This is a genomic window from Synergistes jonesii, assembly GCF_000712295.1.
GTDB classification, from domain to species: Bacteria; Synergistota; Synergistia; order Synergistales; family Synergistaceae; genus Synergistes; species Synergistes jonesii.
In genome coordinates this window covers 155,906-177,988 of the sequence record NZ_JMKI01000037.1, presented here as the reverse complement: position 1 = coordinate 177,988, position 22,083 = coordinate 155,906, and the positions used below count along the sequence as shown (strand labels likewise).

The 22,083-nt window shown below is 58.2% G+C and carries 23 protein-coding genes; all 23 read left to right on the top strand.

Annotated elements, in window-relative coordinates:
• Positions 1–44 precede the first annotated feature (44 nt).
• Positions 45–1,253, top strand: a complete 1,209-nt coding sequence (locus tag EH55_RS09875; RefSeq protein WP_160170744.1) for an HD domain-containing protein — start codon at positions 45–47, stop codon at positions 1,251–1,253.
• 240 nt (positions 1,254–1,493) lie between these two features.
• Positions 1,494–2,045, top strand: coding sequence for a bifunctional pyr operon transcriptional regulator/uracil phosphoribosyltransferase PyrR (gene pyrR, locus EH55_RS09870; RefSeq protein ID WP_037977267.1), 552 nt, complete (start codon positions 1,494–1,496; stop codon positions 2,043–2,045).
• Positions 2,046–2,058: 13 nt separating this feature from the next.
• Positions 2,059–2,985, top strand: a complete 927-nt coding sequence (locus EH55_RS09865; protein ID WP_037977420.1) for an aspartate carbamoyltransferase catalytic subunit — start codon at positions 2,059–2,061, stop codon at positions 2,983–2,985.
• Positions 2,982–4,286 (top strand): dihydroorotase, encoded by a 1,305-nt coding sequence (locus tag EH55_RS09860; protein ID WP_081839536.1) that lies wholly within the window; start codon positions 2,982–2,984, stop codon positions 4,284–4,286. Before EH55_RS09865 ends, EH55_RS09860 begins: the two co-directional genes overlap by 4 nt.
• 95 nt (positions 4,287–4,381) lie before the next feature.
• The gene (gene pyrF / locus EH55_RS09855) at positions 4,382–5,089 is read left to right on the top strand and encodes an orotidine-5'-phosphate decarboxylase (RefSeq protein ID WP_037977262.1); all 708 of its coding nucleotides are present in this window, start codon (positions 4,382–4,384) and stop codon (positions 5,087–5,089) included.
• A complete protein-coding gene (pyrE, locus tag EH55_RS09850) occupies positions 5,089–5,685 on the top strand; it encodes an orotate phosphoribosyltransferase (RefSeq protein WP_037977261.1) in 597 nt (198 codons plus the stop codon). Before pyrF ends, pyrE begins: the two co-directional genes overlap by 1 nt.
• Positions 5,686–6,567: a hypothetical protein gene (locus EH55_RS09845; RefSeq protein WP_051682812.1), complete on the top strand. Its 882-nt coding sequence runs from the start codon at positions 5,686–5,688 to the stop codon at positions 6,565–6,567.
• Between the two features lie 100 nt (positions 6,568–6,667).
• Complete coding sequence (locus EH55_RS09840; protein ID WP_037977257.1) at positions 6,668–7,723, top strand: hypothetical protein; 1,056 nt, start codon at positions 6,668–6,670, stop codon at positions 7,721–7,723.
• 1 nt (position 7,724) lies between these two features.
• Positions 7,725–8,471 carry an LPS export ABC transporter ATP-binding protein gene (lptB, locus tag EH55_RS09835; protein ID WP_037977253.1) on the top strand — a complete coding sequence of 249 codons (747 nt, stop codon included), beginning with the start codon at positions 7,725–7,727 and terminating at the stop codon, positions 8,469–8,471.
• Positions 8,471–10,165, top strand: coding sequence for a murein biosynthesis integral membrane protein MurJ (gene murJ / locus EH55_RS09830; protein ID WP_081839535.1), 1,695 nt, complete (start codon positions 8,471–8,473; stop codon positions 10,163–10,165). The genes lptB and murJ overlap by 1 nt, the downstream gene beginning before the upstream one ends.
• Before the next feature lie 83 nt (positions 10,166–10,248).
• The gene (locus EH55_RS09825; protein WP_037977251.1) at positions 10,249–10,800 is read left to right on the top strand and encodes a hypothetical protein; all 552 of its coding nucleotides are present in this window, start codon (positions 10,249–10,251) and stop codon (positions 10,798–10,800) included.
• Positions 10,782–10,979: a hypothetical protein gene (locus EH55_RS09820; RefSeq protein ID WP_037977250.1), complete on the top strand. Its 198-nt coding sequence runs from the start codon at positions 10,782–10,784 to the stop codon at positions 10,977–10,979. The genes EH55_RS09825 and EH55_RS09820 overlap by 19 nt, the downstream gene beginning before the upstream one ends.
• Positions 10,979–12,001 carry a tRNA (adenosine(37)-N6)-threonylcarbamoyltransferase complex transferase subunit TsaD gene (tsaD, locus tag EH55_RS09815; protein ID WP_037977248.1) on the top strand — a complete coding sequence of 341 codons (1,023 nt, stop codon included), beginning with the start codon at positions 10,979–10,981 and terminating at the stop codon, positions 11,999–12,001. The genes EH55_RS09820 and tsaD overlap by 1 nt, the downstream gene beginning before the upstream one ends.
• Before the next feature lie 383 nt (positions 12,002–12,384).
• Entirely contained in the window at positions 12,385–12,675 is a 291-nt protein-coding gene (gene groES, locus EH55_RS09810) for a co-chaperone GroES (protein WP_037977246.1), read from the top strand.
• 37 nt (positions 12,676–12,712) lie between these two features.
• Positions 12,713–14,359, top strand: a complete 1,647-nt coding sequence (groL, locus tag EH55_RS09805; protein ID WP_037977244.1) for a chaperonin GroEL — start codon at positions 12,713–12,715, stop codon at positions 14,357–14,359.
• 569 nt (positions 14,360–14,928) lie between these two features.
• The gene (locus tag EH55_RS09800) at positions 14,929–15,153 is read left to right on the top strand and encodes a hypothetical protein (RefSeq protein ID WP_037977243.1); all 225 of its coding nucleotides are present in this window, start codon (positions 14,929–14,931) and stop codon (positions 15,151–15,153) included.
• A gap of 331 nt (positions 15,154–15,484) precedes the next feature.
• Positions 15,485–16,726: a type II secretion system F family protein gene (locus EH55_RS09795; protein WP_037977241.1), complete on the top strand. Its 1,242-nt coding sequence runs from the start codon at positions 15,485–15,487 to the stop codon at positions 16,724–16,726.
• Between the two features lie 287 nt (positions 16,727–17,013).
• A complete protein-coding gene (locus tag EH55_RS09790) occupies positions 17,014–17,472 on the top strand; it encodes a type II secretion system protein (protein ID WP_037977240.1) in 459 nt (152 codons plus the stop codon).
• Positions 17,473–17,587: 115 nt separating this feature from the next.
• Entirely contained in the window at positions 17,588–18,526 is a 939-nt protein-coding gene (pilM, locus tag EH55_RS09785) for a type IV pilus biogenesis protein PilM (RefSeq protein ID WP_037977239.1), read from the top strand.
• A 4-nt stretch (positions 18,527–18,530) separates the two neighbouring features.
• Complete coding sequence (locus EH55_RS09780) at positions 18,531–19,178, top strand: PilN domain-containing protein (RefSeq protein ID WP_037977238.1); 648 nt, start codon at positions 18,531–18,533, stop codon at positions 19,176–19,178.
• Positions 19,165–19,713 carry a hypothetical protein gene (locus tag EH55_RS09775; RefSeq protein WP_141730545.1) on the top strand — a complete coding sequence of 183 codons (549 nt, stop codon included), beginning with the start codon at positions 19,165–19,167 and terminating at the stop codon, positions 19,711–19,713. Before EH55_RS09780 ends, EH55_RS09775 begins: the two co-directional genes overlap by 14 nt.
• Positions 19,700–20,260 (top strand): hypothetical protein, encoded by a 561-nt coding sequence (locus EH55_RS09770; protein WP_037977235.1) that lies wholly within the window; start codon positions 19,700–19,702, stop codon positions 20,258–20,260. Before EH55_RS09775 ends, EH55_RS09770 begins: the two co-directional genes overlap by 14 nt.
• A complete protein-coding gene (locus EH55_RS09765; protein WP_141730544.1) occupies positions 20,227–22,071 on the top strand; it encodes a type II secretion system protein GspD in 1,845 nt (614 codons plus the stop codon). The genes EH55_RS09770 and EH55_RS09765 overlap by 34 nt, the downstream gene beginning before the upstream one ends.
• Positions 22,072–22,083 lie beyond the last annotated feature (12 nt).

Genomic DNA, 22,083 nt, shown 5'->3' with positions numbered 1-22,083 from the left:
TATAGGCGATGACGGAAAAAGAATTTTTTGCAAGAGTAAAAAAAATGGGAGGCTCGGCGTACTTAGTCGGCGGTGCGGTGCGCGACGCTCTGATGGGGCGCGCAGTGAGCGACAGGGATTACGTCGTATGCGGCGTGGCGGCGAAAAATTTTTTGTCGGAATTCCCGGACGCGCGGCGCGTCGGACGCTCCTTCCCGGTATTCCTGCACGAGATCGACGGGCTGCGCTGCGAGATAGCGTTAGCGCGGCGCGAGAAAAAAAGCGGCAGCGGCTATAGGGGCTTCCAAGTCTTCTGCTCTCCAGAGATAACGATCGAGGAAGACCTCTATCGGCGCGACTGCACGCTCAACAGCATGGCGCGCGATTCGGAGGGGCGGCTCATCGACCCTTACGGTGGGGCGAGGGATATAGCTGCGCGCGTCGTACGCGCGACGTCCGAGCGCTTCTACGAAGACCCCGTGCGCGCTCTCCGCGCAGCGAGGCAGGCCGCACAGTTCGAATTTTCAATAGAGCCGCGGACTCTTTCGATGATGGCGCGCTGCGCGGAGGAGCTGCGCGCCGAACCCGCCGAGAGAAAATTTTTCGAGCTCGCGAAGGCTATCGTCGTGCGGCACCCCTCTATGTACTTCAGACACCTGCGCGACGCAGCCCTTCTTGAAAGCGAGTTCCCGTGGCTCTACAGGCTTATCGGCAAAGCGCAGCCGCCGGAGTTTCATCCCGAAGGCGACGCGTTCGAGCATACGATGACGGCGCTCGACGCGGCGGCCGAAAAAACTGAGCGCCCGGAGGTTCGCTTCGCCGTGCTGATGCACGACGTCGGCAAGGGTGAAACGCCGGAGGAAGAGCTGCCCCGTCATTACGGCTACGAAAAAAAGGGCGAAGCGATGATCGGCGAGATCGCTGCGGCCCTTTCGCTGCCGCGCGTGTGGAGCAGGAGCGCGGCATTCGCAGCAAGGGAGCATATGCGCGCGAGCCGCATGAAAAGCCCGCCTGAGATCCGCGACCTGATACGCGCGTTGGAAAAAGAAGCTATCGGAGCCGACGGTTTCTCCGTGATAATGGCGGCCGACAATCGCGGCGAGACGCCCGCCTTTTTGAACGATTACGACAGGCTGCTCGCGCTCGTCAAAAAAGCGTCGAAGTGCAAAATCCCCGAAGGGCTGAGCGGCCCGCAGATAGGCGAATATATCCGCGCGAAGGAGATAGAAGCGCTGAAAAACGACCCGCTTATCAGGCTAATCCAGCGGGGATAAGTACGCCGCCGAAGCGTCGGAAATAATTTTTGCAACCGCTTGCATATAATAAAAATATCCTGTATAATGCTCGCAGTTCAGAAAAAGGGGGTGCGGCGGATGATGAAATGGGATTTCGTTTCAGAGCTTCGGCGAGATTCTTTTCCGTTCCAAGCCGTGCCTTTCGCTGCTTTTACAGACTGTCCCGAGAGGGGCGGTCTTATTTTTTGCCGGAAAACAATTGAATCAGGGGGAGTATAAATGGCAGAGCTCAGAGAAAAGGCGAAGCTGATGAACGCGCAGGACTTGAACCGCGTGATACGCAGAATCGCCCATGAGATGGTCGAGCGCAACAAGGGCACCGACAGGATGATTCTCGTCGGCATCCACCGCCGCGGCGTATATATAGCGCGCCGCCTGCAGAAGCTCGTTGAAGACGCCGAAGGCGTGAAGGTCCCCTGCGGAGAGCTCGACATAACTCTCTACCGCGACGATCTGACGACGCTTTCGGAGCAGCCCATCGTCCACAGCACGAGGATGCCTGAGGATATCTGCGGCAAGCATATTTTCCTCGTAGACGACGTCATCTTCACGGGGCGCACAGTGCGCGCGGCGCTCGAGGCGCTCGTCGACCTCGGTCGTCCGCAGAGCGTCCAGCTTGCGGTGATCGTCGACCGTGGGCACCGCGAGCTGCCGATACACGCGGATATTTGCGGCAGGAACGTGCCGACGTCGAAGAACGAAGTCATAGAGGTCAGGGTGGAAGAGCTTGACGGAAAGGATGAGGTGGTAATCTGTGAGCGCGACGCGTAACGAGATGGGCACGATGGGCTGGCGCCATCGCAGCGTTATAGACCTTGACGGCTGGACGCGCGACGAATTTTTATTCTTCCTCGACCAGTCCCGCCAGATGGAGAACGTTATGGACAGGCCGGTGAAAAAAGTTCCGGCTCTGCGCGGCAAGATGTGCGTGAATCTCTTCTTCGAAAATTCGACGCGCACTCGCGTCTCCTTCGAGCTCGCCGAAAAGATGCTCTCGGCCGACGTCGTCAACTGGTCGGCCTCCGGCTCGAGCACGGCGAAGGGCGAGACGATGCGCGACACCGCGTGGACGCTCGAGTCGATGGGCGCCGACATAGTCGTGATGCGCCACGGTGCAGTCGGTGCGGCGCAGTATCTCGCGTCGAAGCTGAAGCGTGGCATAGTGCTCAACGCCGGCGACGGCACTCACGCGCACCCGACGCAGGCGCTGCTCGACGTTTACACCGCGTGGAAGCATTACGGCGACCTTGAGGGCAGAAAGATCGCGCTGATAGGCGACGTACTGCACAGCAGGGTGGCGCGCAGCGACGTCATAGCCTTCAGGACGATGGGCTGCGAAGTCGTCCTCTCCGGCCCGCCGACGCTGATGCCGCGCGAGGTCGAAGACTTGGGGGTAGCCTACGAGCGCGAACCGCGCGACGCGGTGAAGGGTGCGGATATGGTCTATCTGCTGAGGATACAGAGAGAGAGACAGCAGGAGGGGCTCTTTCCGTCGGTCGACGAATATCACCGCTGGTGGGGCGCCGACGAAGAATTGATGAAGCGCGCGAAGCCCGGAGCCCTCGCGATGCATCCCGGGCCGATAAACAGGGGTGTGGAGATAGCCTCCGAGGTTGCCGACGGGCATCAGAGCGTGATACTCGAACAGGTCCGTTCCGGCGTCGCGACGAGGATGGCGCTTCTTTATCTCTGCGGCGGAGGTGCAAGATGATGAAGTTTCTCTTCAAAAATTTTAAAATTTTCAACGGCAAAGAATTCATAAAGGAAGAGTGCCTCCTCACCGAGGAGGGCAAGATATCGAGGGTCGGCTCGGCGCTCGAATGCGAAGGCGCCGAAACGGTAGAGGGAAACGGCCGCCTGCTGACGCCGGGCTTCATAGACCTGCACGCGCATTTCCGCGACCCTGGCGGCGAATGGAACGAAGACCTGCAAAGCGGCGCGCGCGCCGGAGCTGCCGGAGGCTTCACGACGCTCGTCGCGATGCCGAACACGAAGCCGGCGATATCCGAGCCGGCGCTGATCGAATACGTGATAAGCCACGGCGCCGCGGCGCGCGCGGCGCGCATACTTCCGGCCGGCTGCGTAAGCAAGGGGCGCGGGGGCAAAGAGATATGCGAGATGGAAAAGATGTCCGAGGCCGGCGCGGTATTCTTCACGGACGACGGATCGCCTATCGCAACGAGCCACCTGATGCGCCTCGCGTTGCTGTACACGGGCAAAAAGCTGCCGCGCGTGATGGAACATCCGGAAGAGATAAGCCTCTTCCAGGGAGGGCAGGTGCACGAGGGGCGCGTCAGCGCGATGTCCGGGCTTAAAGGCATCCCCGGCGCGTCCGAGGAGATAGACGTCGCGCGCGGCATAGCGCTCGTCCGCGACACGGGCGGAAGGATACATTTCACGCATCTTTCGAGCGCCGGCGCGGTAGAGCTCATCCGCAACGCGAAGCGCGCGGGGCTGGACGTCAGCTGCGACACGACGTTCCACCATCTGACCCTCAACGAGAACGCGGTGATCGCGAGCGGCTACAATTCGCGTTTCAAGGTCAACCCGCCGCTCCGCTCCGCGAACGACCAGAAGGCTCTCTGGGAGGGATTGCTGGACGGAACGATCGACGCGATAGTGACGGACCACGCGCCGTGGCATCTCGACGACAAGGACGAGCCCTTTCAGGAGGCGCCGTTCGGAATCGCGTCGCTCGAATGCGCCGTCGCGGTGCTCCTCGACTACCGTGCGAGAAATTATCCCGAGGTTCCGCTCGAACTGCTATTCAGGAAGATGACTTCCTCCCCCGCCGCCCTTCTGCCGGAGAAGTGGCACGGGCTCGGCAGGATCGAGGAGGGAGCCCCGGCGGATCTCACGGTCGTCGACGAGGATAGGACCCGCATAGTCGACTGCTCGGCGTGGAAGAGCAAGGCGCGCTGCTGCCCGTGGGAAGGCACGGCCCTGACGGGCTGGCCCGTGGCGACCTTCGTCGGCGGCGAAAGAATCTGGCAGGACGAAGAGGAACTGTAGCGAAGCGCCAAAATACCGGGCAAACTGGTTATAATAATGACAGCGGCGATAGCACAACGAAATCTGTTGTGCTATCGTCTTATGGAGGGAAAAATATGAACGACAAAAAATGTGGGCTGATAGCCGCGCTCGACGTGCCAGCCCCCGACGACGCGAGAAGCTTTCTCGACAGGCTCGGGCATGCCACCGAATATATAAAGATCGGGCCGCGCCTTTACGCGCTCGGAGGAGTCCCCTTCGTCCGCGAGCTGATTTCGCGCGGCTATAAAATTTTCCTCGACCTTAAGCTGCACGACATTCCCAATACCGTCGCGTCGGCTGTCGAGCCTCTTTCGCAGCTCGGCCTTTGGGCCCTCACTCTGCACACCTCGGGCGGCTGCGAGATGATGGCGCGCAGCGTCGCGGCGCGCGACAGAGCCGGAAGCGAGACTAAGCTGCTCGGCATAACGGTGCTGACGAGCCTCGGAGGGGAGCTCTGGGAAGACGTCCACCCGGGCTGCGATATGGGGCTGGCGCTTGTCGCGCGCGCGGAAGCGGCCGAGCGCGCAGGGCTCGACGGAATCGTCTGCTCGCCGCTCGACCTCGATCTGCTGAAGGGAAGGGCCCGGAAGCTGATGCGCGTGGTGCCTGGCATCCGCGCTAAGAGGGCCGGCGCCGAGGACCAGGCGCGCGTCGCGACGGCGAAGGAGGCGGCGCTCGCGGGAGCGACATATGTCGTAGTAGGGCGCCCGATTCTCGAAGCGGCGGACCCCGTCGCGGCCGCGAAGGACATCATCGCTTCGCTTGAGGAGGTCTCACGCTGATGACTCGTTCCCGTGAAAACGACGCGGCGGAAAAGATTCTTGAAATGATGGCGGCAAGCGGCGCCCATCTGACGGGACACTTCAAGCTCACGTCCGGGCTCCACAGCGACAACTACATGCAGTGCGCGCTGCTGCTCCGCTATCCGAAATACGCGGCTTACGCCGGCGTGGAGCTCGCGAAGCTGCTCGCCCCGCATAAGCCTGACTTCATCCTTTCGCCGGCGCTCGGCGGCCTGATAATAGGGCACGAGGTCGCGCGAGCCCTCGACGTTCCCTTCCTATTCACCGAGCGGGTCGACGGCGAGATGCGTCTGAAAAGATTCCCTCACCCCGGCTCGCTTCGCTTTGCGCTGGTGGAGGACGTGTGCACCACCGGCAAATCGTCGCGCGAGGCGGCTATGGCGCTGGCCGACGGCGGGGCCGTGTGGGCGGCGTCGGGCTGCATCGTCGACAGGCGCGCGAAGGGCTGCCTGCCTGAATGGGACCTCAAATCGCTTGTGAAGGTCTGCTTCGCGAATTACAGGCCGGAGGAGTGCCCTCTCTGCAAAGTCGGCCTGCCCCTCGTAAAGCCCGGCAGCAGGCCGGACGCAAAATAAATGGAAGCGGGCAGACGCGCCCGCCGTGCGATTCTCGCGCTGCGCGCCGCTCTCCTTCTTTTGTTGATCTCGGCAAACGCCGGGCCCTGCGCTGCGGCGCAGCAGCTCAGGGCCGCCGTAGCCTCGCCGTGGCTTCTTGAAGTCGCCTCCTTCATCGGCGGCAAGCAGGCCTCGGTGCGCGCTCTCGCGGTATGGAACGACGCCGGCGTAGAGGTGCCGTCGAGCCGGCCGCGGGCCGGCGAAATAATAATAGCCTTCGACGCGCAGGAAGCGGCGACGCTGAAAATCGCCTCCGGCAATAAGAAACTGAGGATTCTCTACCCGAAGCTGCCGCTCGGCGAGGAGAAGCGCCGCGCCGCCTTCTTCGACCCAGCGATGCTGCCTTTCATCGCGCAGGAGACGATGAAGATAATCGCCGGCGCGGATGGGAAAAATTATTCGTATTATCAGAGGAGGCTCGCCGAATTCCAGTCGCGCATCGACAGCGCGATGGGAGTCGGGCGCCACCTGCTCGCGAACGCAAAGATGCTCGACCTTACCGGCGCTCAGGGCGGATGGGTACGCTCGTCGCTCCCGGGCGTCGTGCGCCCGCCGGACGAAGTCTGGCGCGGCTGGCTGAACGGCGACGCCGCCGCTCTCTCAGCTGCGCTCGACGAAGCGGAAAGACGCGGCTGGCTGCTGCTGCTCGACCCGTGGACGCCGCAGACGATCCGTTACGCCGCCGTAGCGCACGCCAACCGCCTCACCCTCGCCGCCCCGCAGAACGGCATGGATTATTTCGTCTTCCTGCACGATATATTCACGCAGATAGAGAAGAGGCTGAAAGCGCCGGCGCAGAGCGCGCCGCAGGGCAAAAATAAGAGGGTCGGAAGTGGAAAATGATTCTGAATATATATCGCGGTATCGCGCCGAATCATGTAGAATATCCCTATCTGTGAGCTCGCGCAGCTCCGCTCCATCTTGCTGAAATGAGGGGTACGATATGGCAATAAAAATAAAATTAAAAAAAATATGCGCCGCCGCCGCGCTCTGCACGCTTTGCGGCCTTCTTGCGGCGCAGCCGGGGACGATTTACGCCGCCGAAACACAAAATTCCCTTTCCGCGGACGACATCCGCTATGACACGAATACCGGCGACGCCTTCGCTAAGGGCAACGTGGTGATCGTCAAGGACAGAGCGGTTATAAAGGGAGCTGAGGCCGACGGCAACACCGAAAAAGAGATACTCAGGGTCCGCGGCAACGTCGACGGAAAGTTTCCCGACGAGGGCGTAACGCTTAAATCCGACAGAGCGTCGTGGACGGGCGACAGTACGAAGAAGACCGACGGAACGTTCGAGGCGCAGGGCAACGTGAAGCTCACGCGCGAGCCTAAGGACTGGCTCAACGCCGATTACGTGCGCTGGCAGATGGGCACGAAAAACTATTGGGCCAAGGGCAAGGTCAACGGCGTGCTTGACAACAGGGTGATAAACTCCGACGAATTCACGAGGATAAACGACAAGTTCTGGGCGCGCGAAGTGAGGCGCTACGAAGACAAGGTCAAAAAATTCGCCCTTTCCGCGAAGAGCGTCGAGGGGCGCATAGCCGAGGACCCGCAGACGGGGGATGAGGGCATGACCGAGATGGTGGCGGAGAAGAACGTAATATTCGATTATATCGACAAAGAGGGAAAGAAGACGAAGATCACCGGAGACAAGGCCGTCTACTCGAAGGCTCGCGGCACCGTCGTGGTGTCTGGCAACACTAAGGCCGTACGCAGCGACGGCAAGACGGTGACCGCCGATACGATGGTCATGCACGAGGACACGAAGGTCGTCGAAGCCAAGGGAAATTCGAGGATAGTCTTCTTAGTCGAAGGAAAAGAAAAGAAAACGCCGGCGAACACGAAGAGCGCTCCGAAGGACGAAGCGAAGCGGGCGAAGGAGACGAAACAGGCCGAAAAAAAAGCCCCTGAGGGCGAACCCGGGGAGAGCGGCCGGCGGCGCCCGGACGACCAGCATATTTCATACGAAGAAGAAGAATGGGTGAACGATTAAAATGGCGCAGCTTGACGGGAAAAGATCAGCGGTGCTGCGCACGGAAAAACTTGTGAAATCATTTTCCGGCCGGCGGGTCGTCGACGAAGTCAGTTTAGAGATAAAGAGCGGAGAGATACTGGGGCTGCTCGGCCCGAACGGAGCCGGGAAAAGCACCACCTTCTATATGATAGTCGGCCGGATACTGCCCGAAAGCGGCAACGTCACGCTCGGCGGCGTCTCGCTCTCCGGCATGCCGATGTACCGCCGCGCGAGGGCCGGGATAGGCTACCTTCCGCAGGAGCCTTCGGTCTTCAGGAGCCTCACGGTGCGCCAAAATCTCGACCTGGTGCTCGAAGAATCGGGAATGGAGAGCGACGAACGCGGCGAGAAGATAACGGGGCTGCTCAAAGAATACGGCCTCTCGCGCCTTGAGGACACTAAAGCCCATGCGCTCTCCGGGGGAGAACGCCGCCGCGTCGAGATAGCGCGCTGCCTTGCGATGGAACCTCTCTTCATACTCCTTGACGAGCCCTTCAGCGGCATCGACCCGATCGCCGTCGCGGACCTCCAGTCGATGATCCGCGACCTCAAGGAGCGCGGCTACGGCATACTCCTGACGGACCACAACGTCCGCGACACGCTGAAAATAACGGACCGCGCCTGCCTCATATACGAAGGCAAAGTCTTCCTCGAAGGCGAGCCGGAGTACATCACGGAAAACAAAGACGCTAAAAAGTTCTATCTCGGAGAAGACTTCACCTGGTAATGGAAGAAAGCCAGACGAACGGCTCGAACGAGCCGGAAATAACCGAAGAGGAAAGGGCCAAGCGTCCGGATGCGTTATCGGGCTGCGCGGGTCCCTCTTCGCGCAAAGCGCGAAGCGAAGAGACTACCATAGGGACCAAGCGTCCCGATGCGTTATCGGGCATGGTCTTCCACGCGATGCGGATGATGGCGGGCACTTTGCTCAGCCGCATCCTCGGCCTTATCCGCGAAATGCTGACCGCCGCGCTCTTCGGGGCGACTCGTCAGCTCGACGCCTTCTTCGTCGCCTATACGATCGCCAATCTGTCGCGCCAGCTCCTCGCCGAGGGCGCGCTCTCGGCCTCCTTCGTGCCGGTGTTCTCGCGCTCGCTCGCGGCCGACGGATGTGAAAGGGCCCGCAGGCTTTCGAATGAAGCGCTCTCAATCCTGATACTCGGCTGTTCGGCCGTGATAGCGGCCGGAGTGTTGCTTGCGCCGGCGATCGTCGACATAATGGCGCCCGGCTTCGCTCCTGCGGAGCGCGCGCTCGCGATAGCCCTTTCGCGCGCGATGTTCCCCTTCCTGATACTCGTATCCGTCGGCGCGCTGGCGATGGGCGTGCTGAACAGCATGGGCAGCTTCTTCATCCCCGCCGTCGCGCCGGCGGTCAGCAACTTAGCCTATATACTCTTCCTAGTCGCTACGAGAAAACATCTTTCGGTGTGGAACCTCGCGTTCGCAGTACTTATCGGCGGGCTCTTCCATATGCTGCTGCAGCTCTGCTGGTGCTCGAAGCTGAAAATGCCGCTGCGCCCGGCCGTGCCGCGCAAAAACGACGCGCAGCTGCGCAGCATGATGGCGCTCTTCCTTCCCTACGCCGCCGGGCTCTCGCTCAATCAGCTCAACCCTGTGATAAGCAGGATGCTCGGCTCTTTCCTTTCGGCCGGCTCCATCTCCGTGCTCACATATGCGGACCGCGTGCTTCAGCTGCCTCTCGGACTTTTTGTGATAACGATATCGCAGGCTGTGCTTCCGATGCTTTCGCGGCAGGACCCGAATAAGACCGCCGAATTCCGCGATTTCGCGCGCGACGCGATACGCTTCAACCTTTTCGTCATCCTGCCCGTCGCCGTCGGGCTCGCCGCCGTTTCCGGCGAGGTCGTGCACATACTCTTTTACCGCGGCGCCTTCTCCGAATGGGCGTGGAAGGCTACTTCCACCGCGCTTTCGCTCTACGCGCTCGGGCTCCCCGGCATGGCGAGCAATACGATAATAATGCGCGCGATCTACGCAAGGCGCATGCCGCGCGCCGCCGTGATGGTAACGGGCGTAACGGTCTGCGTCAACCTCGGCGCGAGCGTGCTGCTGATGCGGAGCTTCGGCTACGCCGGTCTTGCCGCGGCCTCCGCAGCTGCCTTCACTTCGGCCGCGATATTCGCGGCGCGGCTGCTCTCGCGCAGCATAGGGGAAAAGCTCTCTATACTGGAAGTAAAATGGCTCTTTCGCCTCGTGCCGCCGCTGCTGCTGCTTGCGGCATTCCTGTTCGCGCTGAAGTTTTTCGCGCCCTATCCTAAAAGCTCCGGCGTCGCGCTGCGCCTCCTGTGGCTGTTTGCTGCGGCGGGAGGCGGCGCCTCCGTCTACGCGGCTTCGACTGTGCTGGCGCGCTGCCCCGAATGGAAGTGGATAAAGGGCGCGGTAGCCAAAAAACGCTCCTAAAATACGCCGTTGTGATAAGATATTTTTTGAAGCGGGGAAATATTTTCCGCGTTTAAACGGGCGATTCGAAGGAGATATCTAAAATGAAAAAAACGATCTGCATGCTCATAGCTTTGGCCGCGGCGCTTCTTGCCGCCTCCTGCGCTTTTGCGGCGCGCGAAAGGGTTGAAACCGCCCGGCCGGCGTCGGAGCTGATAGACGAAAGGCAAACCGACATATGGGTCGAGGGAGAACGCCTCGGAGAGATGATTCTCGGCGCGCGCGGCGCGATACAGATCATATACGTAGACGAAGCGATGTCGAAGGCGATAGCCTCCGACGTGTCGCTTCCCCAGTGGGTCTTTGAAATGGGGCGCTATTACGGGACCGACCCGATACGCAAAAAAAAGCTCTTTATCGCGCACGTCGACGTTTATAAGCCGTGGGACTTCGACTATACGAAAGTATTCGTCGGAGAGCATCGCCTTCGGAAAGAGGACATACTGTCGCCGAGCATGACGAACCCCTTCGGCCCTCAGCCGTCGAAGAGCGAGGGGTACTTCGCGTTTGCGATTCCCGCCTCTGGGCTCAAGGCCGGCAAAGAAATAAAAATAGGCTACGGAGATTACAGCGAGATATGGAAAATCCTGAAGTAGAAGAAAAACATCTTTACAGATGCGCCGAATGCGGCCTTGAATTCGCGAGCGGGGGCTTCGCCGAACAGTGCCCGCAGTGCCGCTGCCGCGTGCTGATACACGTCGAAGGCGAGGCGCGTCGCGGCAAAAAAAGCTGCTGCACCGGGAGCTGCGGGGGCTGCGGGGGCTGCTCGCACTGATGCCGGAAGAAGAAAAATTCATCACGCTCGCGATAGAGACGAGCTGCGACGATACTGCGGTCGCCCTCCTCGGCGGCGCGCGGAAGGTCCTAGCCGACAGCATATCGAGCCAGATCGATTCCCACAGCGCATACGGCGGGGTGGTGCCGGAGCTCGCGTCGCGCATGCACCAGGAAGCGATGCTGCCTCTGCTGGAAAGCGCTCTCGCGCAGGCCGGTGTAAAAAATCCGCGCGAAGAGCTCGGCCTTATCGCCGTCACCGCCGGCCCCGGGCTCATCGGTTCGCTGATGGTCGGCGTGATGACCGCGAAGGCGCTCTCGCAGGGGTGGGGCGTGCCGCTGCTCGGCGTCAACCATCTCGAGGGGCATATCTTTGCGAACGCCGCCTCTGAAGAGCTCGTGCCGCCGTTCATCTCGCTGATCGTCTCGGGCGGCCATACCGAAGTCGTCCTTGCGCGTGCATTCGGCGATTACGAGCTCCTCGGCACGACCCGCGACGACGCGGCCGGCGAAGCCTACGATAAGATATCGAAGGTCCTTGGGCTCGGCTACCCCGGCGGCCCGGTCATCGACAGGCTGGCGGCGTCGGGGGATGCGTACGCCTTCGATCTCCCCGTTCCCCTCGCCTCCACTCGCGAAATAGAATTCAGCTTCAGCGGTCTTAAGACCGCGGCGATGACGCTTATAGAAAAAGAATCCGAACGCGGCGCGCCGCCCGTCGCGGACATATGCGCGTCGTTTCAGCGCGCAGTCGTCGAAAGCCTTTTGAAAAAAATCACGCTCGCGGTTAAGACGACCGGCGTCAAGCGGCTCACTGTTTCCGGAGGGGTCGCGGCGAACTCGGCGCTGCGCGCGGCGCTTGAAAAATATTCGGCGGAAAAAAGCATCGAGCTCTTCCTGCCTCCGCGCAAGATGTGCACGGACAACGCCGTGATGATCGCCGCGGCCGGATATAATTCATATATGCGCGGAAACCTCTCTGATCTGCGGCTGACGCCGAACCCCTCGTGGAGCATATGGTGAAAGGCTCATAAAAAATATCGAAGCGCAGACCGCCGCGCGGCGAAAAAATTCGTCGCCGCGGCGTTTTTTTATTTTGTTGCCGCCCCGCCGTGCAGATTTTTCCATCACGCGCGCGGCTTCCCTCTATGCTGCGCTCTGCCGCGAGAAATCGCGGCGAGCCCGTTTGCCGGCGAAAGATTTATTAACGTCAAACACTTTTATGAAAATCCGCGAAAAAACGAGAAAACAAAAAGAAACAGCCAAAAATAAAAAATATTTGTATCTGTCCATGTTTGATAAAAGCTATGTCACAGACTAAAATCACAGTCGTTAAGAAGGTTAGCACTCGATGCAGGTGAGTGCTAACACAAGAAGGTTAAAAACATCACAGGAGGGATTTTTTAATGAAACTTAAACCGCTTGGAGACAGAATCGTAGTGAAAGCAGCGGAAAAGGAAGAAATGACGAAGGGCGGGCTCGTGCTCCCCGATACGGTTAAGGAGAAGCCGGTCGAAGGCGAAGTAGTCGCGGTAGGCACGGGCAGAGTACTTGACAACGGTTCGCGCCAGCCGATGGAAGTCAAGGTCGGCGACAGAGTCATCTACAGCAAATATTCCGGCACGGAAGTCAAGGTCGAAGAAGAGACCTACCTCGTCATCGGCGAGAGAGACGTGCTTGCGGTAGTAGAGAAGTAACGGCCGATAGGAAAAGATAAAGGAGAGGAATAAAATCATGGCAAAGATATTGCTTTTCAAAGAAGACGCGCGCCGCGCTATGGAGCGCGGGATCAACAAAGTGGCGGATACGGTCGGCATCACCCTTGGACCGAAGGGACGCAACGTAGTTCTCGAAAAGAAGTTCGGCTCGCCGGCGATCACCAACGACGGTGTGACGATCGCAAAGGAAATAGAGCTGGAAGATCCCTTTGAGAACATGGGCGTGCAGCTCATCAAAGAAGTCGCCTCGAAGACGAACGACGTTGCCGGCGACGGCACCACGACGGCCACGGTGCTCGCGCGCGCGATGATACGCGAAGGTATAAAGAACGTAGCGGCCGGCGCCAACGGAATGCAGATTCGCAAAGGCATGGAAGTCGCCACCGAAGCGGTAGTCGAAGAGCTGAAGAAGAAAGCCTCGCCTGTCAAAGGGCACAAGAAGACCGCGCAGGTCGCCTCGATCTCCGCTAACGACAAGAAGGTCGGCGAGCTCATCGCTGAAGCTATGGAGAAGGTCGGCGAAGAGGGCGTCATCACGGTAGAGGATAGCAAGAGCCTCGGCACGACGCTTGAGACCGTCGAAGGGCTCCAGTTCGACAAAGGCTACCTCAGCCCCTATATGATCACTAACCCCGACCGCATGGAGTCCCTCCTCGACGACGCGAAGATTCTCATCGTAGACGGCAAGATTTCGAACGTCAAAGATCTGCTGCCGGTGCTCGAAAAAATCGCGCAGCTGGCTAAACCTATCCTCATCATCGCTGAGGACGTCGAGGGCGAAGCCCTGGCGACGCTGGTCGTCAACAAGCTGCGCGGCACGCTGCAGGTAGTGGCGGTCAAAGCCCCGGGCTTCGGCGACCGCAGAAAGGCCATGCTGCAGGACATCGCGACAGTCACCGGCGCCACGGTTATCAGCGAAGAGGTCGGACGCAAGCTTGAAAGCGCCGACGTAGCGGACCTCGGTCAGGCGAAGAAGATAAAGGTGACAAAGGAAGACACGACGATCGTAGGCGGCGCCGGCGACCCGCAGAAGATCAAGGACCGCGCGGCTCAGATCAAGAAAGAGCTCGCCGACTCGACGTCCGAGTACGACAAAGAGAAGCTTCAGGAACGCCTCGCCAAACTCGTCGGCGGCGTGGCGGTCATCCAGGTCGGCGCTGCTACGGAGACGGAGCAGAAAGAGCTCAAGCTCCGCATCGAAGACGCTCTGAACTCGACGCGCGCGGCAGTAGAAGAAGGCATCGTCGCAGGCGGCGGAGTGGCGCTCGTGGAATGCTCGAAGGCGGTCAAAAAAGAAGCCGAGAAACTCGAAGGCGACATCAAGACGGGCGCCATGATAGTCGAGAAGGCGCTGACCGAGCCGCTCTTCCTGATTGCGAACAACAGCGGCATGCAGGGCGACGTCATCATCGAGAAGGTCAAGACGCTGAAGGAGGGCCAGGGCCTCGACGCGACGACGGGCGAATACGTCGACATGATCGAAGCCGGCATCATCGACCCCGTCAAGGTAACGCGCTCGGCTCTGCAGAACGCTTCTTCGATAGCGGCCATGATACTCACGACGGACGCGATAGTGGCGGACAAGCCGGAGAAGAAGGATCGTCTCGGCGACATGGGCGGCGGAATGAACGGTATGGGCGGAATGGGCGGCATGGACTACTAAGTCCGAGCGCCTGCATAACATAAGGAAATACGAAAGCCGGAGATGCGCTCTCCGGCTTTTTGCTGGTGTGCCGGGCATGGCACAGCTCTAACTGGTGAAAGTCCAGTCGCGGTTATTTACCGCCAAGCGTAGCGAAGCGCAAGCAGAAGGCAGCAATGTCCAAGTGAAGGAAGCGGTGTAGCAAAGCCATTGAGCCTACGAACAGAAACCGGATACAAGGCTAAACGGAGGGTGAGGTTGCCTGACAAACCTAAGCCCAAAAGGCAAACATAATACCGAAGCAGTAAATCCGGAGGTTGTGTGGTGAAAGAACTGTGTCTTACCCCGGGAGATCCATCCGGCGCAGAGAAGCGTGCGGAAAAGGCCTGCGGATGGAGTCAGCTGAGAGCATAGTACCGACAGCACCAGACGGGAAGGGCCTAATGTCAATGTATTGCAAATCACTGCAAGCAAGGTCGGAATAATCCGAAATCAAGGATATGCCCTGAAAGCAGAAACGTAGGTCTGCGAAGGCAAAAGGCAGAGGGGACGATTTTCGATAGCTTTACGAACAGACAGAGGAGCAACAAGTGGAATTAATCGAATGGATATTACAGGACAGGAATATTGACGAGGCAATAAAGGCAGTCAAGCGAAACAAAGGTGCAGCCGGCATCGACGTGATGAAGGCGGATGAACTTGACGCATACTTCGCCTTGCACAAAGAAGAGATAAAAGCTCAGATACGTGAAGGCAAATACAAGTCGAGTACAGTAGACTTGGATGGTACAGACGATGCGGAATGCACATGGTGAATTATGCACTGAACCCCAAAATACTGGGGTGGAAAACAAAAGACCGACCGGGACCGGTCGATCCTTTGGCGTATTATCTGAGTCAATACTTGATTCTACATTGATGTAGCGCCGTATACGAGAACCGTACGTACGGTGCAACGGGAGGGCTGAGGGATATCGCCCTCGCTCTACCCTATTCCCCTGAAAAAATATTTGCAAGTTGTTTGTAAGGTATAATAATTGTAAACAAGAGGTGATTATGACGAAAATCATCATTGACCTTTTCTTCTTTTAATTCAATAATTATCGATAATTAATTGGCTGTACGAGAACCCGGGCGGAGGGCGTTATGGAGTTTTACTATGAAGCGAAGGAGAAGGGCGGTAAACAAGTCAGCGGCACTCACAGCGGCGAAAATGAAAGCGATATAGTCAAGTGGCTGAAGGGCCGCGGTTTCGTACCGCTGAAAATTGCGAGGAGCGAGGGAGTCTCGCTTTCGGCGCCTGACGACAAGCTGGACGGCGTCCGTCGCCTGCGCTTTCTTGCCCTTTCGCCGCGCGTAGAGCTGCAGGACAAGCTCGTCTTTTTCCGTCAGCTCGCCACTATGATAGAGGCCGGCATCTCCGTGCCCGGCGCTTTAGCCGCGCTCGCCGGCCAGACGCAGAATAAGCGCTTTTGCGCTATACTCTCCGGCGTATATGAAAGAGTCTCCGCCGGCTCGACGCTCGGCGCCGCAATGGCGGAGTATCCGAAGTGCTTTGATTCGATAACGATACCCCTCGTGCGTTCCGGAGAAGAATCGGGGACTCTTGACGAGAGCCTTGGCAAGTTAGCTAAATTCTTCGAAGACCAGAACAATCTGCGCAGAAAAATAATTTCCGCGATGACATATCCGGCCGTCGTCATGGGCATAGCGATACTCGTCCTCGGTGTGATGGTCGTCGTCGTCATCCCGCAGTTCGAAAGAGCGTTCGCCAATCTTAACGTCGAGATGCCTTTCCTCACGAAGGCGACGTTCGCGATAGGGCGCTGGATGTCGTCTATGTGGTACGCGATCCCGCTGGCAGTTATTCTTATAGTTTTCATAGTCTCGCGCCTGCGCGGTATGCGGTCGATGAAGCTGCCTATAGACGGGATGCTGCTGAAAATGCCGCTGTTCGGCGACATAATATTCAAAGCGTCGCTTACGCGTGCGTTCAGAACGATGAGCTCGCTGCTGCGCTCGGGCGTGCCGGTGCTGGCGGCGCTTGAAATGGCGTCGGAGGTCGCCGGCAACGAGAAGATAAAGAGAGATTTTCTCCTTCTCCGCGACGGCGCGTCCATGGGAAGGACGATGAACTCCCTCGTCCGCGAAAGGAAGCTCTTCTCCCCGATGATAGGGCATATGATGGCCGTCGGGGAAGAGACCGGGCGCACGGACGAAATGCTCGATAAGATAGCGGACTGGTACGACGCCGAACTCTCTGAAAAGATAAAGCGTCTGAGTTCGATACTCGAGCCGGTGATGGTCCTCTTCGTCGGTGTCATTGTCGCGTTTATGACATTGGCTATATTCATGCCGATACTATCGGCTATAAACGCGTTTATGTAAAAAATAACAGATTTTTTTATTTTGCATAATTATTTTCTTTTTTTTAGGAAAAGGTATTATAATCTTTGTGCTGAGAGAAGACGGATTTTGCACTGAGATTTTTATATTAGAGAATAGATAAGGATAAATAAAGCTTTTTTACAGCGAATGATTGGTCGCATCCTTAGAAAGCCAAGCTTAAGATTCGGGGAATAGGAGCGCGGATTTCGCTTCGGCTGAGAGGGCGCCTCCACGCGGCGAACGACGTCTCAAAGTGTTTGTAAAGATAAAAACGGAGGAGGATGTTCATGCATAACATGCTCAGAAAAGATTGCAAGGCAAAGGGGTTTACGCTGGTGGAGCTTCTCATAGTCATCGTCATCATCGGTATTCTCGCCGGGATGATGATGCTCTCGACCGGCTCGGCGACAGACAAGGCCGAGGCTACGAAGATCGTATCGAATCTTAGGGGCATAAAAGCCGCCTGCCTTATGTATTACGCCGAGAACAGAGCGTGGCCGGTAAGCTCTGATAAGACAGTGCTTGACAAGTACCTTGATCAGAAAATCTCCGGCATGAACTCCTATGGCATCGATATCAATAACGGCGACATCTTCGCCCGCTACAGTGACGCGGCCGTGATGACGACCGGCGTAAAAAATAAGCTTAAAAATATGGCGTCGGAGTCGGGGCTTAAAGCCTCTGCCGCGGTCAGCGCAGACGACTACTCAAATGGCACTGCTGTTTACATGCCTATCAAAAAATAGCTTTAGATAGTTTTTTATATAAAGTAAAAGAGTATCCGGCGGAGGGCGCTCTGACGCATCCTCTATGTGTATGCTTACATAATATGAACGTTCCAACGTTTTTCGGAGGTGTGATATGGCTTTGCTTTTCAAGAAGAAAAATCTCTCTGCCGGATTGTCGCTTGAGGGCGGCGCCTTCCGCCTGCTGACGCTGTCCGACGGAGAGGGATACGGCAGCGTCCTTAAATCGGCGTGCGGCAGATTTCCCAAAGAGATTTTAAGATCAGACGACATATGCGAAAATTTCGACGCCGTTTTCAAATTTGTCGCGGAGGAATCGGGCGGCATCTCGACGCCGGTCAATCTCGGCCTGCCCGTTACAGAGTCTCTGCTCCGCGTCGTCGATATGCCCGGCCTTTCTCTCGCGGAGGCGAAGCAGGCTTTCAAGTTCGAGGTAGAAAACTATTTTCCTTTTTCGGAGAGCGACTGCGCCTACGATCTTGCCGAGATCGATTACCCGGTTGGGGAGAATGTAAGCGAAAAGCGCTTCCTCGTCGCCGCGGCGAGGAAGGCGCTGCTCGAAAACATCACGCGCGCCGCCGCTTCGCACGGCATAAGGCTCGCTTCTCTGGAGCCTTCGCAGATAGCTCTCGAACGCGCGGCCGGCGCAGAGTACGGCTTCGACGACGCCTGCGTTTACATATACGCGGGCGTTGGGCGCTCTGTCGTTATCCTCTCATGGAAAGGCTGCGGGATATTCTATGGTAATATAGCGTCGGGCTTCGGTAAAATGACGGAGAGGGGGGCGAATGACGACGAATACGCTGCTATGGCGGCTTCTTTCTCGCGCGAGGTGCGCTCGTCCCTTCAGTTCGCGATGTCGCGGAGCCGTGCTTTTACCGTTAAAACGGCGTATCTTTTCGGATTCGGCGCTTCGCGGCAGCTGAGCGATATGCTGGCGGATTTGACCTCGCTGGAAAACGTCACGCTTATCGACGTGATGAAGCTACACGGAATATGTTTCGAGGCGGACGGCGGCGGATGGGAGACCGCGCTCGGTCTCGCGCTGAGGTGAAGTCGTGGTTGTAAAGATAGACCTGCGCGCCAATAAACAGGCAGAAGCTTCCGAAAAAGAGAATAACGTCCTCTATTACGCCGTTTTCGCAATGGCAGCGCTTTTTATCCTTTCTTCTATCCTTGTCATTGCGAAAAGCGCGTGGCGCATTTACTCGCTGAGAGACGAAGAGATGAGCCTCGAACGCCGGACGGCGGCGAACAACGAGAAACTTGCCGTTATGGACGCCGAGTTCAAGAGGATCGAGGCGCAGAACAGAGATTCCGCGGATAAGCTGGATTTCGTCCTTTCAGGCCTTCCCGTCGTCGAGTTCCTCTACGAGATCGGGGAGCGCACGCCGGACGGCGTAGCGCTCGAATCGGTTTCGATGTCGAACGCCGTGGCGTCGCTGAAGGGCGTGGCTTTCGCCGACGAAGAAGTTCTTGAACTCGGAAAAGCGCTCGCGGCGGCAAAGGGCGTAGAATCCGTTTCGCTGCCTGCGATAAGCGCTGGGCAGCGCGAGGGCCTGTCGATCCGGCAGTTCGCGCTTGAGGTGAAGCTCAACCCGCTGTGGGGCGTCCTCGCCGAAGAGGAGTCCGCGGAAAAGAGGGATAGCGGCGGAAGCGGGGAATTGAAGGATGGAGGCGCTCGCGGCTCAAATGAAGCTGATTAATTGTGCGGAATTGTCGCGCGAACAGCTGCTGGCGGTCGGGGCTGTCATTGTGGTAGTGGCGGCCGGGCAGTCTTTTATGATGAAAAAACTCGAACGGCAGACCGCCGAGATAACGAGCGTCCGCAGGGAGGCCGCAGCGGGCGAAGCCGCGCTTGAGGCGCGCTCTAACGCGCTTTTCCAGTACAAAGCGGCGGCCAGGATAGACAAAGACGAGCTACCGTCGCCTGTGGAGTCTCAGAACAGATTATATTCCGCTTTGATCGGCGCTTTTTCGGCGCGCGGTCTCGAAGGCGCGGACATTGAGAAGACGGCCGAGGCCGACGGTATTGTTTCCTTCCGCGTGTCGGGCAATCTGCCATACGCCTCTTTGCTTGACGTTCTTTCATCGTTCCGTCAGGGGCCGTATCTCATAAAGATAACGGATTTCTCGCTCGGCGTAGGCAAAAACGAAAACGTCCGCTTCGGCTTTACCGTCGAGGCGGAGGTAGAGCGGGGGCGGAAAGAGGAGTGGAATAAGCAGGATGAAGGGCGTTAGCGAGCTTTTTACCGGTATGCGCTCCGTAGGGGCGTCGCGTTCCGCAGAGGAGAAGAAGAAGGTTTACCTGCTGTTGCTCTTTTTCGCAGCATCCATGTTCTCGATGAAGAATTTCATAAGCATGAGCCTTATAGAGCCGGAAAGCCCCTCCCTTCAGAATGTGAGCGGCAAGGCGGCGGTCGACGCGGCGAATTCAGCGAAGACGCTGAACGTGAAGTTTGCTGCTTTTCGTAAACTGAGGGAGGAGACGCCGCAGTTGGCGGAACTGGCAGGGTCGGCAGGGCGCTCGCCCGTCTCTGCAGTCACCCTTCCGCCTAAGCTCGCGGCGGAGACGAAAGCGCCTGAGTTCAGGCCAGAGGTCCGGATAAAGGCCCTAGTCGTGCTGGGCGACAAAAGAATCTGTACGCTCGATATTGACGGCGAGGAGCCGGAGCGGATATATAAACCCGGCGAGGCCTTCGGCGGAGGGAAGGGCAGGATCGTTTCCATCGATACAAAAGGAGTGAGCTGGAAGTGGGCAGGGAAAAGTTATCGCACGGATTTATGAAATCTATAGCGCTGCTGGCGGCGCTGACGGCTCTTTTCTGCCTTTCCGCGCCGCGCGGCGCCTCCGCCGTCGCGGTTACGGCGCGTAAGGCGGCTTCCGGCGACGAAGCGATAATAGAAGGACTGAAACTGCATCAGGTCGGTTCGAACCAGATAATGATGGAGCTGCGCGGCACTAAGATGCCGCTGCCGACCGTCCTCAGTACGGAGCAGGCCGCGAAGCTTGCATGGGAAAAGACGCGCTTCCCGCGCGATACGGACCGCAAAAAATGGTGGGACGAGTTCGAGGGAGAGGTTGTCAAGGTCGACCTTAAAAAAAGCGACAATTGGACTCAAACATATGAATATCCGCTCATCGAAAGAATCACGGTGACCTCCTATGAGGGGAGGGTCGTGATGGATATCATCGGACCGAAGCGCCTTAATCTGAAAAATATATCCGGGCTGCCCGGCGCTGACCGCTTTAGGCTGATGTTCGAAGCGCCGTCCGACATAGCACCGCCGCTCGTGCCGCCGAAGCGCCCAGCGCCGAAGGGAGATCCGCTTACGATCTCGACTCCTGTGACTCTTGAGCTGCGCGACGTCTCCGCGCGCGAAGTTTTTCGTCTGCTTGCTAAGCTCGATGACCTGAACCTCGTGCTCGACGCTTCCGTTCCCGACACTCCTGTGACCTTCTCCTTCCAGAATGCGCGCTTCGGCGAGGTCTTCGCCTATATGCTGCGCATGAACGACCTCTCCTATTCTCTTGTCGGAAAGACTCTCGTCGTCGGGACCCCGGAGAGCGTTGGGAAAACGCTCGGGCAAAACGTAACGAGGCAGTACAAAGTCGCTTACGGCGACGTTGCGAAGATGCCGGCTATAGTTATGGGGCTCGTCCCTCTGCCGAAGCCGCCGGTAGTGGACGAGCGCCTGCGCTGCCTTTACGTCACCGCGACACCGGAGCAGCACCGCCGCGTCGAAACCCTTATGAACAGGCTCGACCACCCGGGACAGCAGGTGATGATAGAGGCGCGCCTCGTAGAAATAACGGACACCGCTCGACAGGAGATCGAGTCGATGATCTCCGCGGTGTACAGAGGCTGGATATTCACCTACGGCGCGACGGGCGCCAGTTCGCGCTACACCTACGGCAACGGTCTGATAGCGCCGAATCTCAACCCGACGGGCTCTTCGTCAAACTCCGGCAGCGTTCCGATCATTGGCACCGATTCGTCGTCGATACCCGTCAGCATCGTAGATCCTGCGATGAAAATGCTGGACGCCGGGCTGCGAGCGATGGAGTCGGACAACAAGGGCAAGATACTCGCATCGCCTTCGGTAGTCGCTCTCGACGGTCAGAAGGCTTCCGTCAGGCTGACGCACAATTATCTGTATCAATCAGGGCTGGATGACGACGGCAACCCCGAGTTTTCGAATCAGGAGACGGGGCCTACGCTCGAATTCACTCCTATGCTCGGGCGCGACGGCTTCATAACGATAAAGATGAAGATATCGGCGGGCGAGATCGTAACGTTCAGACGCTCCGGCAGCTCGGAAGCGCCGGAGACGACGAAGCGCGAAGTTGACACGCAGGTCAGGGTGCGCAACGGCGAAATATTCGTTATCGGCGGGCTGTACCAGGACAACAGGAGCAACAGCGTCACGCGCGTTCCGATACTCGGCTATATCCCGCTTCTCGGCGAGCTCTTCAAATCGCGTACCACGTCTCATGTTAGGTCTCAGCTCGCATTTATCGCCATTCCATATATACTCGACATACCGACCGGCGAGGCGGAAGTGCTCGAAATGGCGGGCAGCTCGCTTTACCAGTAGGAGGCCTTTACA